The sequence below is a fragment of the Aeromonas veronii bv. veronii genome, assembly GCF_000820225.1.
GTDB lineage: Bacteria > Pseudomonadota > Gammaproteobacteria > Enterobacterales > Aeromonadaceae > Aeromonas > Aeromonas veronii.
Window position 1 is genome coordinate 30,841 of sequence record NZ_CDDK01000038.1, and the last position, 15,123, is coordinate 45,963.

Sequence of the window (15,123 nt, forward strand, 5' to 3'; positions counted from 1 at the left end):
TCTGCTCTGCTCTGCTCTGCAATGAGTGATGGCAGATCCCGAAGACAAAAAAAGCGCCCTGAGGCGCTTTTTTCACATCAATTGGATGATCAAGCTTTGAACTTGCTGAACACCAGAGAGGCGTTGGTACCGCCAAAGCCGAAGCTGTTGGACATGACGGTGTTGAGTTCGGCCGCTTCGTACTCGCGCACGATGGGCAGTCCTTCAGCTTTCTCGTCCAGGGTCTCGATGTTGATGCTGGGGGCGATAAAGCCGTGTTCCATCATCAGCAGGGAGTAGACAGCCTCGTGCACGCCCGCAGCGCCCAGCGCATGACCGGTCATCGCCTTGGTGGCAGAGATCTTGGGACCGTTGGCGCCAAACAGCGTCTGGATAGCTTCCAGCTCTTTGGTATCACCGACCGGAGTGGAGGTGCCGTGGGTGTTGATGTAGTCAACCTTGCCTACACCCTGCATCGCCATCTTCATGCAACGCACCGCACCTTCACCGCTCGGCGCGACCATGTCGTAGCCATCGGAGGTAGCACCGTAACCGGTCAGCTCGGCATAGATGTGAGCACCACGGGCCAGCGCATGTTCCAGCTCTTCGATCACCAGAACTCCACCGCCACCGGAGATAACGAAACCGTCGCGGTTCGCATCATAGGTACGGGACGCTTTTTCCGGCGTGTCGTTGTACTTGGTGGAGAGCGCGCCCATGGCGTCAAACTGGATGGTAGAGGACCAGTCCAGCTCTTCACCGCCACCGGCGAAGACCACATCCTGTTTGCCAAGCTGGATCAGCTCAAGCGCGTGACCGATGCAATGAGCAGAGGTGGCGCAGGCGGAGCTGATGGAGTAGTTGACACCCTTGATCTGGAACGGGGTCGCGAGGCAAGCAGAGGTGGTGGAAGACATGGTGCGCGGCACCATGTAAGGGCCCACACGCTTGACCCCTTTCTCACGGGCGATGTCCACAGATTCCGAGGTGTTCTTGCCGGAGGCACCACCTGAACCGACCACCAGGCCGGTACGCTCGTTGGAGACCTGATCTTCCGCCAGACCGGCATCTGCAATGGCCTGCTGCATGGAGAGGTAGGCGTAGGCCGCAGCGTCGCCCATGAAACGCATGACTTTACGGTCGATCAGTTCAGACGGATCGAGTTTGATGTTACCCCAGACACGGCTGCGCAGGTTGTGCTGCTCGAACTGCTCGGAATAGGTGATGCCGGATTTACCTGCTTTCAGGGAGGCCAGCACTTCTTCCTTGTTGTTGCCGATACTGGAGATGACGCCGATACCGGTGATCACTGCTCTTCTCATTAATTCATCTCGTCTGGAAAAACTGGCGCCAAGTCTACCCGCTTTCGGCTGCCAAACTGGTCTGCTTTCACGTAGAATGCCCGCGATTTTGTGACGCGAGCCGAGGAAAACGTGAGTCAAACATCCTTACATCATGCCCGATTGGACTGGAATGAAGCGGGAACTCCTGTCTCCAGTGACTTCGGGGATGTGTACTTTTCCAATGATAACGGTCTAAGTGAAACCCGCTACGTCTTTTTGCAGCAAAACCGGCTACCTGCGCGATTTTCGCACCACGATAGTGACAGTTTCGTGATAGGTGAAACAGGTTTCGGCACAGGCCTTAACTTTCTGGCGACAATGCAAGCCTTCCTGGAACAGGCGCCTCAATCCGGCAACGGCTCCCGTCTGCACTTCATCAGTTTCGAGAAATACCCCCTGACCCAAGACGATCTGCGCAAGGCGCTGGCCGCCTGGCCTGAACTTGGCCACTTGAGCCAGGATCTTGTCGCCCAATGGCCGCTGCCGGTCTCCGGTTGCCACCGCCTGCATTTTGCGGGTGGCCGCATTCGCCTCGATCTCTGGTTTGGCGACATCAAGGATATGCTGCCGCAGGTGCCTCACCGGGCAGAGGGGCTGGTGGATGCCTGGTATCTGGATGGTTTCTCCCCGGCCAAAAACCCGGAAATGTGGACACAGGAGCTGTTTGAGGGTCTCGCTCGCCTCGCCCGTCCCGATTGCTCCATCGCCACCTTTACCTGTGCCGGTTTTGTCCGTCGCGGCCTGATTGCCGCCGGTTTTGCCATGAAGAAGGTGAAGGGCCACGGTAGCAAGCGGGAGATGCTGGTGGGGGATCGCACCAACAAGCAGCCGCAGCAGACCATCGCCCCCTGGTATGCCCGTCCTGCCGGACGCGCTGGCGAGGTAGTGATCATCGGCGGCGGCATCGCCTCAGCCATGACGGCACTCTCTCTGGTGGAGCGGGGTCGCAAGGTGACGTTGCTGTGTGCAGATGGCGAACCGGCCACCGGCGCCTCGGGCAACCGCCAAGGGGCCCTCTATCCACTGCTTAACGGCGAGCACGATGCCCTGTCGCGCTTCTATTCCCTCGCCTTTGGCTATGCCCGCCAACGGCTGCTGGCGTTGGCCGAACGCCACCCCATCGCTTTTGCACTGTGCGGGGTAACCCAGCTCGGTTATGACGACAAATCGGCAGCCAAGCTGGCCAAGATGAGTCAGGGCCCCTTCCCGTCCGAGCTGATGCATCCCCTCTCTACAGCAGAGGTAGAGCAGGTGGTTGGCCTGCCCTGTGGCCACAGCGGCGTCAGTTACCCACAGGGGGGCTGGCTCTGTCCGGCCGATCTCACCCGCGCCGCTATCAAAGAAGCACAAGCCAGCGGCCTGCTGGAGGTCGTGTTCAAGACCGAGGTAGTCGCCATTGCCGAGCAGGCCGATGGCTGGCAAGTAGAAAGCCAGGATGGCCGCCACTGGCAGGCCCCCAATCTGGTGGTCGCCGCCGGTCACCAGTTGCCAGCATTGCTCCCCTTTGCCGAACTGCCCCTCTATCCGGTGCGCGGTCAGGTGAGCCATGTGCCGACCACGGCCAGCTTGCGTCAGCTCAGCACAGTACTCTGCTACGATGGCTACCTCACGCCGATGCACAACGATCAACACTGCATCGGCGCCAGTTATGGCCGCAACCAGAGCAGCCTTGAGTTTCGTGCCGAGGAGCAAATCCAGAATCAGGTGCGGTTGCAAGTCTGCCTGCCGGAGCAAACCTGGCCCGCCGAGGTGGATGTGAGTGACAACGAGGCACGCGTAGGGGTTCGTTGTGCCAGTCGGGATCACCTGCCGGTGGTAGGGCCAGTGGCCAGATTGCAAGGTCTGGCGGATCACTATGCGCAGCTGCAGCATGATCAACACAACGCCCAGCCGCTCCCCCTTCACCCCGGCCTCTATGTGCTGGGTGCGCTCGGCTCTCGGGGTCTCTGCTCAGCGCCACTCTGTGGTGAGCTGCTCGCCAGCGAGATCTGCGGCGATCCGCTGCCGCTGGCCGCCGATCTGCTGGAAGCGCTCCACCCAGCCCGTTACTGGGTGCGCAAACTGCTCAAGGGCAAAGCGCTGGTCTGAACCGGACTCTGCAAACAAATAGAATGGCCGCCCATCGGGCGGCCATTCTATTTATCAAATCGTGCGATGCTGGATATTGCGTCTTGAGATAGCGCTCATTTGGGCCAGTGCACCCCAAGCTGTTCGCCGTAACCTGTCTGACGCTGGAATCCGTCGAGCCGTCCCTTGACCTTGTTCAGCTCGCCACTACCTGCTGCCCACGCGGCATAGCGCAGTGCCTGACAATCTGCATGTCCGGGTAGCCCAGCAATAGCGCCACCCACCTGATTGGCCCCCTGCAGCACCATCTCCTTGAAGCGGGATTCGTAGTCAAACATGCTGGAGAGCAGCCGCCCCCAGCGCTGGCGGGCAGGATCGTTACTGTTCGCGCTCTGACGCCAACGGGGCAACAACACAGTGGCGTTGGTGGTCACCGTCACCCGGTTGAGCTGGCAGCGACCCGGCAACTGCTCGGTATCCAGCTGCCAGTCCACCTGATAACTCGCCTTGCCGAGTACGGGCTTGCCATTCACCTTGGGAGCACTCTGGGCAATCGCCCGGGCAAGCTGCTCCGGACTGGTTGCATTGACCTCATAAAAACGGACATTGATGCGGGACGCTGGCACCACTTGCGGCCGGCTCGGCTGAGCCTGACTCATCAGGGGCAACAGCAACAACCCGACCCCCACTACTCCATAAACCTTGCTGACCATGCCAGACTACCTTCCTTGATTGCACGGGCGGAGTACCAACCTTGGTGAACCCCACCGCCACACAGATGACGGGTATAGCCTATGTGTGACGACGAGGCGGCGCAACACAATGATGCGCCCAGAAATCAGAGCACGCTCACAGGTTGCGTGAGCAGAGTATGGCACAAGGCCAAAACTGTATTTTTATTGAGCATGACGGCTGATGCGCTGCCAGTCGAGGTGATAGTTTTTCACATTGATGTCATGACCATCTATCTGAATAAAATGATCATTTTTAAGGCGGTTGGCAAAAAAGTCCTGATCTGCCCCCTCATTGAGCCACAGCTCGCAAAGTCCCCGTTTTCCCTCTTTGGCATAGAATCTCGGAGTGACCAGCAGCGCGACCCCATCTACCCGGATGGCATGACGGGCCAGACAGTTTGCTTCGGTGGTTTTGGATGCCAGCGCGGCAAAACGGGGTCTGTTCCCCTCGGCAACCACCAGTACACCGTAAGAGTGAGGAGCCATGAGACGCCGCATGGCGACCGCCTGATGAGGACCGGTTTGATGAAAACCGTCATTGGTTACTGCAAACACGCAAGTAGGTGAAAATAGCATCGTAAGAAGAAAAAGAGAGCGTTTAATGCCTGAAAAATCACCAACCACCATATAAAAGCCTCAAAAGACAACCAAGGCTGGCAAGGGTAGGTAGCCAAACCCGCTGGGTAAAGTACCTTTACCTTTCTTTAATTCTGTTCATGGGGTTAAACGTTGATTTAGCTCACACAACATCCTGTTTCCAGTCGCCACTCTACCCCTATCGGAATAGACTCCCTCCACTCTCATCCAATCAGAAGGCAACATATGCTGGAACTCATCGTTGGCACCCTGGTCACCCTGGTGGTGGGCCGTGCCATTTTCAAAGGATACTCCGCGACCGGGGTGCTGCTGAGCGGCGGCTTGCTGCTGCTGGTCATCACCGCCATGATGGGCAAGCCGGTACTGCCGAGCAAGGTGGTCAGCACCGGTTATATCGCAACCGATATCTTCGAATACGTCCGCTTCCTGCTCAATGACCGTGGCGGTGGACTGGGGATGCTGATCATGGTGCTGTGCGGCTTCGCCGGCTACATGAGCCATATCGGCGCCAACACCATTCTGGTCAAGCTGGCCAGCAAACCGCTCGGCATCATCAAGTCCCCCTATATCCTGTTGGTGGCTGCCTATCTGGTGGCCTGCGCCATGTCGCTGGCGGTGAGCTCTGCCACCGGCCTCGGCGTGCTGCTGATGGCAACCCTGTTCCCGCTGATGGTCAACATGGGGATCTCCCGTGGTGCGGCTGCGGCCGTGTGCGCCTCGCCAGCCGCCATTATTCTGGCACCGACCTCAGGGGACGTGGTGATGGCCGCTCAGGCCGCCAACATGCCGCTGCTGGATTTTGCCTTCAAGCTGACCCTGCCCATCTCGCTGGTGGCGATCGCCTGCATGGCGGTGACCCACTTTTTCTGGCAACGCTACCTTGACCAGAAATCCGGTGAACACAACGAGCCGGTCGCACCGGGTGATCTGGTGACTACCGCCCCCGCTTTCTACGCCATCCTGCCCTTTACCCCCATCATCGGGGTGCTGGTGTTTGACGGTAAATGGGGCCCACAACTGGATATCGTCACCATCATCGTCATGTGCATGGTGCTGGCCAGCCTGCTGGAGCTGGTGCGTATCCGCAATGGCAAGGAGCTGCTGGACGGTCTGCAGGTCTGCTGGCGCAACATGGCTGATGCCTTTGCCGGTGTGGTCATGCTGCTGGTCGGTGCCGGCGTCTTCGCCCAGGGTCTGATGACCATCGGCTTTATCGACACCCTGCTGGCTCACGCGCAGGATCTCGGCTCCGGCGGCCTGATCATGATGCTGTCACTGGTGGTGATCACTACCCTGGCCGCCTTCACCACCGGCTCGGGCAATGCCCCCTTCTACGCCTTCGTGGAGCTGATCCCCAACCTGGCCAGCAGCCTTGGCATCAACCCGGCCTATCTGGTGATCCCGATGCTGCAAGCCTCCAACCTGGGTCGCACCATTTCTCCGGTCTCCGGGGTGGTGGTCGCCTGTGCCGGGATGGGCAAGCTCTCGCCGTTCGAGGTGGTCAAGCGCACCAGTATGCCGGTCGCCGTCGGCCTGCTGGTGGTGATTGTCGCCACCCAGATCATGGTACCCGCCTGATCATTGACCAGCCCGGCACCCTGCCGGGCTGGTATCCTCCCCCCCCTTTGCAGTAGACTCGGTGCTCATTTTCCCCCTAAGGAGGACCGAGATGAGTATTACGGTTCAACTTGCCCATTTCAGTGATTGCCACTCCCACTTCGATGGCGCGCCCATGAGCTTCTCCCCTGTCGGTGAAGGCCAGTGGCGCACCCAGTGCGGCGGTTATGCCCGGATCCTGACCCGACTGACCCAACTGCGTGCCAAAGCCGCAGCAGCCGGCCAGCGTTTTCTGTTTCTGCACGGTGGCGACTCCTTTCAGGGCTCTCTCTATTTCAACCGCTTCAAAGGGCGCGCCAACGCCGACCTGCTCGCCATGCTGGCCCCCGATGCCATGGTGCTCGGCAACCACGAGTTCGATCTGGGCAATGGCCCGCTGGTGGAGTTCTTGCGCCAGCTCGATTTTCCGGTGCTGGCCGCCAATTTGGACAACAGTCAGGAGCCAGCCGACACGCCGCTTGGGTTGTGGGATATTCCCCACCTCTACGACGCCCATCAGCCCTGGCATCGTCAGGTGATCGACGGGGTTCCCTTTGCGCTGCTCGGGATCACCCTCGCCCAGATGGCGGCCATCGCCAACCCGGATCCCCACACCCGTTTCCACGCGGTCGCCGACACCCTCACCCGGGTGCTGCGGGAGATCAAGCGCGAAGGGATCCAGCATATCGTGCTGCTGAGCCACCTCGGGCTGGATCAGGACAAACTGCTGGCCGAGCGCTTCCCCGAACTCAGCCTCATCATCGGTGGCCACACCCACAGCCTGCTCGGCGATCTCGCGCCGCTGGGTCTGCCAAGCGAAGGCAGCTATCCGCTGATGAACAACGGGGTGGCTATCCTGCACGCTGGCCACAGCGCCCTCTGCCTCGGTGTCTGCGAGCTCACCTTCGATGAGTCGGGCCGCGTCGTGCAGAGTCAGGGGCAGCTGGAGTGGCTCCCCTGGCAGCCCTGGCCATTTCCCTCCACCCCACCCGCCGGGCTCACCTTCTGCGAGCCGGATCCACAGCTTGAACAACATCTGGCCAAACGCTACCGGCCGGAGATTGAAACCATGAGCCAGCGCATCGTCACCCGACTGGCGGCGCCACTTCCCCATCAGCGGCTGCCGGATGCCACCCTGCCCCACGGCAGCCAGCTCGCCCCGCTGGTGGCCCGCGCCATGCTGACCGCCGCCCGTGAACAGGTAGGCGAGGTGGACTTTGCCCTGCACAATGCTGGCGGCGTGCGCTGCTCACTGGAGCCGGGCCCCCTGAGCGAAGCGGATATCGCCGGTCGCCTGCTGCCGTTTGCCATTCCCCTCACCCTCTATCGGGTGCACGGTCACGAGTTGGCGGAAGCGCTGGAAAATGCCATCGACAACGCGACCAACAACGGCGTGGTCGGCAATGGCAACGGCAGCTTCCCCTACACCGCGGGGGTGCGATTCACCTATCAGGCCGATCGGCCCAAGGGTCAGCGTATCACCCGACTGGAGTGGGAAGCCGCCCCCAGCCAGTGGCAAGCGGTCAATGCCGAACAGGTCTATCGCGGAGTGTCGAGCGCCTATACCGCCTCCGGCAAGGAGGGTTACACCGCACTGGCGCGTACCCTGACCCAGCACAATCAGGAGCTCGGCATCACCCTGGCCGACGCTTTTATCCGCTGGGCCCGTCACCTGCCCACACTGGAAGCGCAGCCGCCCCTGGTTGAGTACATCCATTGATGCAGAGGGGGAATGGCTTTGCCACATCCCCCTGACGGCCAATATTGCCGCAGCCAGCGCCCGGTTCCCTGCAAGAACCGGGCTTTTTCGAGAATATTTGCCCCACACGGGCCCGCCCCATTGCATCGCACTCACTAGCTCGGCAAGATAGGCCCGCTTTCAAGACCAGCTGCAGGAACAGGCGACTTCATGAATCACTCCATCCGTTTCACTCCCCCTCGCGTCAACCCGGGTATCAAGCCAGCCATTGTGCTGCTGACCGCCTTGCTGGCGCTGCTCTTCTGTCTGCGCAACCCGCTCTTCCACGCCATGGCGCCGGGCTTTGATGCCTCGCTGTTCGCGGTGATGGGCAAGATGTGGAGCGAAGGGGGCGTGCTCTATCGCGACATGATTGACATCAAGGGGCCGATGATTTTCGCCCTCGACGCGCTGGGTTATCGAATGGGGGGATTTGTCGGGATCTGGGCACTGGAGTGGGCGCTCTGCTGGCTCGGACTGCTGGCCAGCTGGCAAGCCTTTGCCCAGCTCGGTCTTTCGTTCAAGGCGCGCCTTGGCGCCATGCTGGCGGTGCTGGCTCTCTACGGCACCCGTTACTACTACGGCAACATGACCGAGGACTGGACCTTCCACCTCGCCCTCATCGCCCAGTGGGCCTTTATCACCCTGCTGCTGGACAAGGGATTTCGCTGGTGGCCCGCGCTGGTGGCGGCCCTCACCTTCGCCATCGTCGCCTGGATGCGCACCAACAACGGCGCCTTCTGGGGCGCATGGTATCTGGTGTTGTTCTGCCACTGGTGTCTGCACGAGAAGTGGCGTGACGCCATTCTGCTGCTCATCTCCAGCCTGCTGGGACTGGCGCTGATTGGCGGCCCGCTTTACGCCTACTTCCAGCAGCATGATCTGCTGGCGGCCTTCAAATACTACGCCTTCGACATCTTCTTCGAGGGGAGCTACGGCAACGGCTTCTCCCCCATGGTGGGCGCCGTCGGCCTGCTGCGCACCGGCCTTATCATGCTGCTGCCCGCCTTCATCATTTTGATGCTGAGCCGCCGTCAGGAGTGGTATCTGCCCGCCCTGCTGGCGACCCTGTTTGGGGTGCTGTTTACCCTGATCGCCAACTCGGTCTCCGGCCATGTGTTCGATCACTACGACGTGCTCTATCTGCAACTGGCAGTGCTGCCGTTGGCGGTATTGCTGGATCGCAGCGAACAGCAGGCTGATGCCATCGGCCTGCTCTGCATCTCGCTGGTGGTACTCACCGCCAGCTGGCTGCTGGCCCAGCAGCTCGCCTTTGGCTGGAGCACCAAGGAGTGGTCCCTCGAGCGGGTCAACGAGGTGCTCGGTACCAGCCTGCTGTGGGCGCTGCCGGTGCTGATCCTCATCCCCCTCTGGCGCGCCTGGGATGTGCGCAGTGCCACCCCCTGGCTGGCAACGCTGGCCATGCTGCTGCTGATGATCAACAACGCCTGGGAAGGCACCCTCAAGGGTCGCCCTTTCAATCCGGCCGCGCAGGTACGGGTTGATCGCATCAAGGCCGAGACAGTCCCGAGCGACAAGATCTGGGTCGATGGCATCCAGCCGCAATATTATCTCTGGACCGATCGCCAGCCAGCGTCCGCCTACCTCTTCTTTGCCAACGTCAATCCGCCCTATGACGTGCGCGAGCGAGTGCTGGCCGATATCCAGCGCCAGAATCCGAAGTTCATCATCGCCAAGCCGGATCGGGTGAGCGAGGAGCTGAAAAAACCGAGCACCCCTTCCCATCTCGCCTTCTATCAATACCTGACCAGCCACTACGAAGAGGTGGATCCGGGTCTCTATCGCCGACGCTGATCGTCAATACGCCCCGCAGGGCGGCCATTGTTGCAATGGCCGCCCTTTTTCTTGCGCCAGAACCCCTTGCAGCAGCGGCCCGCAGTAGGCAAGCCCGCCCGAGATAACTACAATGACGCTCTTTTTGATGTAACGAGTAACACCATGGCGGAACTGACTTATCTGGGCGGCTATCCCGACCCTCTCAAGGCACAGGTACAGCAGCTGATTGCGGCAGGCAAGCTGGGGGAGATGCTGGCCAAACGCTATCCGGAAAGCCACCAGATCCAGAGCGACAAGGCGCTGCTTGTCTACACCATGGAGCTGAAGAACCGCTACCTCAAGAGCTCGGCGCCCCTGTCAAAGGTGGTGTTCGATGGCAAGATCAACGTGATCAAGGATGCCCTCGGCCTGCACACCTACGTCAGCCGGGTACAGGGCAGCAAGCTCAAGGCCAAGAACGAGATCCGCATCGCCGCCCTGTTCAAGGAGGCGCCGTCCCCGTTCCTGAAAATGATCGTGGTGCACGAGCTGGCCCATATCAAAGAGAAGGCTCACAACAAGAGCTTCTACCAGCTCTGCCAGCACATGGAGCCCGACTATCATCAACTGGAGTTTGATCTCAGGCTCTGGCTCACCTGGCGCGATATCGACAAGGCCAACCGCTAGACTGACAACCGTTTCAGGGAGGAAACATGTCATTTGCCGCAACCCCCTTTGGTGCCACCCGCTTTATTGCCACTTTGGTAATGACCAGCTTAGGCCGCGCTGCCCGTCCCCGCAGCTCGTCACACGGGCTGCTGGCGCTGCTGCTTCTGCTCGCGGGCCACAGCGCCCGGGCCGATGAGCGCTGGCAGAGCGATAGCTATCTGGTCGAGAGCTTTATGGCTATCGCCATGGAGCGGGAGTATGGCGAAGCCAGGCAGACCCGTTTTGCCCGCTGGCAGCAGCCGATCCGGCTGCAACTTATCAACGAGTCGGGTGACAAGCCGCTGCAGGCCGACGTGGTGAAGGTACAGGCGGCCCATCTGGCCCGCATCACCGGCCACTCCATCAGCATGGTGGCCGCAAAGCCCAACCTCACCCTGATCATGACCGACTACAGCAAGATGAAGAGCTGGGCCAACCGTACTATGGGGGGCGATCCATCGGTCAAGATGGCGCTCAAGGAGGGGCTCTGCCTTGCCAACTTCGCAACCAATGCAAAACACGAGATCAGCCGTGCCACCATCATCATTCCGGTAGACTACAGCCGGGCCAAGGGTCGCTTTCTCGACTGTGTGGTGGAGGAGTTCACCCAGGTGATGGGGCTGCCCAACGACTCGGACAAGGTGTTTCCCTCCATCTTCAATGACAACAGCATCGACAGCTTTTTGACCGGGCTGGACTATGTGCTGCTCAAGATGGCCTATCACCCGGCCCTCAAAGCCGGAATGAGCAGTGACGAGATCCGCGCCGCACTGCCTATCGCACTGGCCGACCTGCGCGCCAAAGGGGAGATCCGCGAAGCCAATCGCCGGGTGCAGCAGCAGAGCCTGAAAAGCTGGGCGGGGTTGTAACGGGCCTGGCTCAACCCAGAGCCAGACAAGCCACCGCGAACTCATCACCAACAAAAAAACGCAGCCACTTGGCTGCGTTTTTTTGTTGTCCGAGGATCAACGGATCAGTAGCGGGCATGCACGTTTATCCGCAACCCGTTTATCCAACGCCCGAGTTATCCACTGACAGTGCGGGATCAGGAGGCGACGTTCTCTTCCGGCATCCAGCTGTCGGCGTTCTCCCACACCTCCTGCACCATGGCTTCGGCCAGCTCTTTGTCTTCCTTGCTGGCACGGCTGACGGTCAGGGCCATGGCACTGCCCGGCGCGACCCGCACATGGATGTCGGGAAATTTTTCGCCAAGCTGCTTGAGCAGCTCCTGACGCAGCGCCTCCATGGTCGAGGTCGGGATCTGATGTTTTCTGTCGATGATGATTTCAAGACGCATAGGAAACTTCTCCATGATTTATAACTGTATTTTTATCCAGTATTTATGGGAAGTAAAGTGCCATCTTGCACCAATCAGAAAAGATCCAGCTGCTGACCACAGATCCGGTCGAATGACTCGCCGATAAAGGGCAGGATGGCGTCGGCAATGGGCCGCAACTGCTTGTCGATATAGTGTTCGTAATCGATGGCGCTGCGCCGGTACTCCAGCGGCTCGGGGCCATTGAGGGTCATCAGATAGGCGATGGAGCCCCGATGCTGATAGCGCTGGGGCAGACCGCGGCGCAGGTTCTCCTCATCGGCCAGCCGCGCTGCCCGCACATGGGGCGGTACATTCTTCTGATACTCCTCGAGCTTCTGGCGTAGCCGTTTGCGGTAGATAAGCAGATCGTCGTGACGACCGGCACGAGTCTCATCCACCATGGTGCGCACATAGCCACTGGGATCTTCATCGTGAAACACCAGTTCATAGAGGCGGGTCTGAAACTGCTTGGCCAGCATGGTCCAGTCGGTGCGCACCGATTCGAGCCCCTTGAATACCAGCTGTTCACTCCCCTCACTGGCCTTGCCAACCAGCCCCGCATAGCGCTTCTTGCTCCCCTTCTCCAAGCCGCGGATGGTGGGCATCAGAAAGCGGCGATAGTGGGTCTCGTACTGGATCTCCAGATAACTCGGCAGGTCGAACTCGCGCCTGATCAGTGCAGCCCAGTTATCGTTGATCATCTTCGCCAGCCGCTGGCCAATCTCGTCCGCCTCATCGGGGCTGGTCTCGCGCCCCAGATGAACAAAGGTGGAGTCGGTGTCGCCATAGATCACCTCGAACCCCTTCGCCTCAATCCACTCGCGGGTCTGCTGCATGATGCTGTGGCCACGCAGGGTGATGGATGAGGCTAGGCGCGGATCATAGAAACGGCAGCCCCCCGACCCCAGCACGCCGTAGAAGGAGTTCATGATGATCTTGATGGCCTGGGAGAGCGCCTTGTTGCTGGCCGCCTTGGCTCTGTCCCTCGCCGCCCAGAGGGTGGCGATGAGTTCCGGCAAGAAGTGCCGCTCGCGGGAGAACATGGCGCCGCGAAAGCCCGGAATGGCGTGCTCGGGATGCTGCAACCCTTCGATGAGCCCCATGGGGTCGATGCAGAAGGTGCGGATGATGCTGGGATAGAGGCTCTTGAAATCGAGCACCAGCACATGGCGATAGAGGCCGGGTTTGGAGTCCATCACATAGCCACCGGGGCTCGCCAGCCCACCGTCGGCCGGCAGATTGGGGGCCACGTAGCCACCACGATGCAGCCGCGGCAGATAGAGGTTGGTAAAGGCCGCAACCGAGCCCCCTACCCTGTCCAGCTCAAGGCCGGTGAGGGAGGCGCGCTCGATGGCAAAGGGGATAAGGTGGCAGTAGTCGAAGATCTCCCACACCAGCTTGCAATCTTCCAGGTTGTAGCGGGCCAGCGCCTCCTTGTCGGAGTGGAACAGCTCGGTGATCTTCTCCCCCCGATTGGCCACATCCTCGATATCCTTGCCACGGCCGAGCAGTTCGCTCGCCACCGCATCCAGGCTGTAGCTGGCAAACTGCCAGGTGGCGCTTTTGAGGGTATCGATGCCATCGAGCACCATGCGCCCGGGGATAATGACGTTGCCGGTTTGGGGATCGCCCCGTGACGAGCGCCAGAAGCAGAGCTCGCGCCCCCGCCCGAGCCGCAGCCGCCGCTTGTTAAGCTCGGCGCGGCGTAGCAGCAGGCGAAAGTCAAAGTTGACCACGTTCCAGCCGATGACCAGATCGGGGTCATGCAGGCTGAACCAGCTCTCCAGCGCACTCAGCAGGGCGCTCTCGTCCTCTACCCACTGGACCTGGGTGCCCCAGCTCTCGGCATCCGCCTCCGGGGTGCCGATCATGATGACCCGCGCATCCTGCTCGCTGTAAAGACCGACCGAGAAGAGGGCCCCGTCCATGGCGCACTCCACATCCAGCGACACCCAGGAGAGGGTTGGCGTCACCGCCTGCGGCGCGCAGCGCGCCTCGTTCACCTCCCAGTAGCCCTGCTTGCCCCCCTTTTTTACCGCCCGGCCATCGAAGCGCACGCCAGCGGTGATGAAGCGTTCCATCAGGAAGCGCTCCGGCAGCCGGATATCCGCCTCGAAGTGCTCCAGTCCGCGAATGAGCAGCAGCTCGATGGCGCGGTGAAAGGCGCTCAGGGTGGCGAAATAGCAGCCCACCACGGGGCGACCGTCGAAGGTGTGCATTGGCAGGCGGCGAAACCGCCCGCTCACCCCAGCCCCCTTGAACAGTTCGGCGGCTTCTGCCATATGGCTCTGCGGCAAAAAAAACACCGGCTCCTGCCCCGGCACCACCACCCGCACCGGCCCCTGCGCGCTCCAGAGCCACATCACGATTTCGGTGGTTGCAGGCTGCCCGTTGCGGCCGCGCACGTCCCGACCGTGGCGGGTCAGGATAAAACCGTCGAGCGGCGGAGTGGCGGGTACGGTGGGCTGGGTTGCAGTCATGAAGCGTAAAGGGGCTGTCCGAGAATGGGACTATTGTACGTTCATACAGTGCCTGCTCGCAATCGTCACGCTGGCTGCGAGGCGGGAGTCAAACTGGTAAGCTCGATCCGGACGTTATTCCCGCCCATCCCGTTCTGACCACTCTTCGCCGACGAAAGGAGTCTTTGTGGCAATCTATTCCCTGCTGGATCAGCTGGCTATCCCCTACCAGCGTATTGATCATCCCCCAGTGTTTACCTGTGAGGAGGCGAGCAAGTTGCTGCCCGACCTGCCCGCCGCCAAGACCAAGAACCTCTTTTTGCGCGACCCGAAAAGCGAGCGGCTGTTCCTGGTGGTGAGTCCGGAGGAGCACCGGGTCGACCTCAAGGCGCTGGCAGCCATGCTCGGGGTCAAGCGGCTGAGCTTTGGCTCCCCGGAGCGGCTCGATGCGGTGCTCGGCCTCACCCCGGGATCGGTGACCCTGCTCGCCATGGTGCGCGACAGGGAAAAAGCGGTAGAGCTGGTGGTGGACGAGGCCATCTGGCAGGCCGAACAGGTGCAGTGCCATCCGCTGGTCAACACCGCTACCCTGATCATCCGCCTCAACGACGTGCGCCGTCTGCTGACCCATCTGGACAGGGAGGCCATAGTAATGCGCTTGCCTGCTGCAACCTGCGATTAGCACAACGTCTGGCGGTTGGGTTCACCCTGCCGCCAACACAACCACCTTTCACGCAGCGAAATTGACTGACAAGACAATAAAATGCCCTCTTGCGCTCTGATAAATCGAGTCAGCAGTTGCCATCGT

The 15,123-nt window shown here is 60.7% G+C and carries 12 protein-coding genes; 7 read left to right on the plus strand and 5 right to left on the minus strand.

Annotated elements, in window-relative coordinates:
• Positions 1-89: 89 nt before the first annotated feature.
• The gene (fabB, locus tag BN1139_RS16280) at positions 90-1,301 is read right to left on the minus strand and encodes a beta-ketoacyl-ACP synthase I (protein WP_005352354.1); all 1,212 of its coding nucleotides are present in this window, start codon (positions 1,299-1,301) and stop codon (positions 90-92) included.
• A 90-nt stretch (positions 1,302-1,391) separates the two neighbouring features.
• On the opposite strand from fabB, the gene mnmC reads away from it, so the two are divergent.
• Positions 1,392-3,410, plus strand: a complete 2,019-nt coding sequence (mnmC, locus tag BN1139_RS16285; RefSeq protein WP_178378299.1) for a bifunctional tRNA (5-methylaminomethyl-2-thiouridine)(34)-methyltransferase MnmC2/FAD-dependent 5-carboxymethylaminomethyl-2-thiouridine(34) oxidoreductase MnmC1 — start codon at positions 1,392-1,394, stop codon at positions 3,408-3,410.
• Positions 3,411-3,505: 95 nt separating this feature from the next.
• Here mnmC and BN1139_RS16290 read toward each other — a convergent pair whose 3' ends face one another.
• Positions 3,506-4,102: a DUF922 domain-containing protein gene (locus BN1139_RS16290; protein WP_005352356.1), complete on the minus strand. Its 597-nt coding sequence runs from the start codon at positions 4,100-4,102 to the stop codon at positions 3,506-3,508.
• A gap of 183 nt (positions 4,103-4,285) precedes the next feature.
• Complete coding sequence (locus tag BN1139_RS16295; RefSeq protein WP_005352357.1) at positions 4,286-4,750, minus strand: hypothetical protein; 465 nt, start codon at positions 4,748-4,750, stop codon at positions 4,286-4,288.
• A gap of 195 nt (positions 4,751-4,945) precedes the next feature.
• Here BN1139_RS16295 and dcuC point away from each other — a divergent pair, with 195 nt between their 5' ends.
• From dcuC to BN1139_RS16320, 5 genes are all read left to right on the plus strand, one after another.
• Positions 4,946-6,298 carry an anaerobic C4-dicarboxylate transporter DcuC gene (gene dcuC, locus BN1139_RS16300; protein ID WP_005336914.1) on the plus strand — a complete coding sequence of 451 codons (1,353 nt, stop codon included), beginning with the start codon at positions 4,946-4,948 and terminating at the stop codon, positions 6,296-6,298.
• Between the two features lie 91 nt (positions 6,299-6,389).
• Positions 6,390-8,036 (plus strand): bifunctional metallophosphatase/5'-nucleotidase, encoded by a 1,647-nt coding sequence (locus BN1139_RS16305; protein ID WP_005352358.1) that lies wholly within the window; start codon positions 6,390-6,392, stop codon positions 8,034-8,036.
• Positions 8,037-8,225: 189 nt separating this feature from the next.
• On the plus strand, positions 8,226-9,869 hold the full coding sequence (locus tag BN1139_RS16310; RefSeq protein ID WP_005352359.1) for a hypothetical protein: 1,644 nt from the start codon (positions 8,226-8,228) through the stop codon (positions 9,867-9,869).
• A 144-nt stretch (positions 9,870-10,013) separates the two neighbouring features.
• A complete protein-coding gene (locus tag BN1139_RS16315) occupies positions 10,014-10,517 on the plus strand; it encodes a M48 family metallopeptidase (protein WP_005352360.1) in 504 nt (167 codons plus the stop codon).
• Positions 10,518-10,543: 26 nt separating this feature from the next.
• Complete coding sequence (locus BN1139_RS16320; RefSeq protein ID WP_005352361.1) at positions 10,544-11,407, plus strand: DUF2927 domain-containing protein; 864 nt, start codon at positions 10,544-10,546, stop codon at positions 11,405-11,407.
• 176 nt (positions 11,408-11,583) lie between these two features.
• On the opposite strand, the gene BN1139_RS16325 is transcribed toward BN1139_RS16320, so the two are convergent.
• Both BN1139_RS16325 and BN1139_RS16330 read right to left on the minus strand, forming a co-directional pair.
• Entirely contained in the window at positions 11,584-11,835 is a 252-nt protein-coding gene (locus tag BN1139_RS16325) for a DinI family protein (protein ID WP_005352362.1), read from the minus strand.
• 74 nt (positions 11,836-11,909) lie between these two features.
• Positions 11,910-14,336 carry a DNA polymerase II gene (locus BN1139_RS16330; RefSeq protein WP_005352363.1) on the minus strand — a complete coding sequence of 809 codons (2,427 nt, stop codon included), beginning with the start codon at positions 14,334-14,336 and terminating at the stop codon, positions 11,910-11,912.
• Between the two features lie 166 nt (positions 14,337-14,502).
• On the opposite strand from BN1139_RS16330, the gene BN1139_RS16335 reads away from it, so the two are divergent.
• The gene (locus BN1139_RS16335; RefSeq protein WP_005352364.1) at positions 14,503-14,997 is read left to right on the plus strand and encodes a prolyl-tRNA synthetase associated domain-containing protein; all 495 of its coding nucleotides are present in this window, start codon (positions 14,503-14,505) and stop codon (positions 14,995-14,997) included.
• Positions 14,998-15,123: the final 126 nt, after the last annotated feature.

Excerpts from the sequence above, each read along its gene's own strand:
- fabB (WP_005352354.1), bottom strand. The coding sequence starts at position 1,301 with ATGAGAAGAGCAGTGATCACCGGTATCGGCGTCATCTCCAGTATCGGC.
- BN1139_RS16290 (WP_005352356.1), bottom strand. The coding sequence starts at position 4,102 with ATGGTCAGCAAGGTTTATGGAGTAGTGGGGGTCGGGTTGTTGCTGTTG.
- BN1139_RS16295 (WP_005352357.1), bottom strand. The coding sequence starts at position 4,750 with ATGGTGGTTGGTGATTTTTCAGGCATTAAACGCTCTCTTTTTCTTCTT.
- dcuC (WP_005336914.1), top strand. The coding sequence starts at position 4,946 with ATGCTGGAACTCATCGTTGGCACCCTGGTCACCCTGGTGGTGGGCCGT.
- BN1139_RS16305 (WP_005352358.1), top strand. The coding sequence starts at position 6,390 with ATGAGTATTACGGTTCAACTTGCCCATTTCAGTGATTGCCACTCCCAC.
- BN1139_RS16310 (WP_005352359.1), top strand. The coding sequence starts at position 8,226 with ATGAATCACTCCATCCGTTTCACTCCCCCTCGCGTCAACCCGGGTATC.
- BN1139_RS16315 (WP_005352360.1), top strand. The coding sequence starts at position 10,014 with ATGGCGGAACTGACTTATCTGGGCGGCTATCCCGACCCTCTCAAGGCA.
- BN1139_RS16320 (WP_005352361.1), top strand. The coding sequence starts at position 10,544 with ATGTCATTTGCCGCAACCCCCTTTGGTGCCACCCGCTTTATTGCCACT.
- BN1139_RS16325 (WP_005352362.1), bottom strand. The coding sequence starts at position 11,835 with ATGCGTCTTGAAATCATCATCGACAGAAAACATCAGATCCCGACCTCG.
- BN1139_RS16330 (WP_005352363.1), bottom strand. The coding sequence starts at position 14,336 with ATGACTGCAACCCAGCCCACCGTACCCGCCACTCCGCCGCTCGACGGT.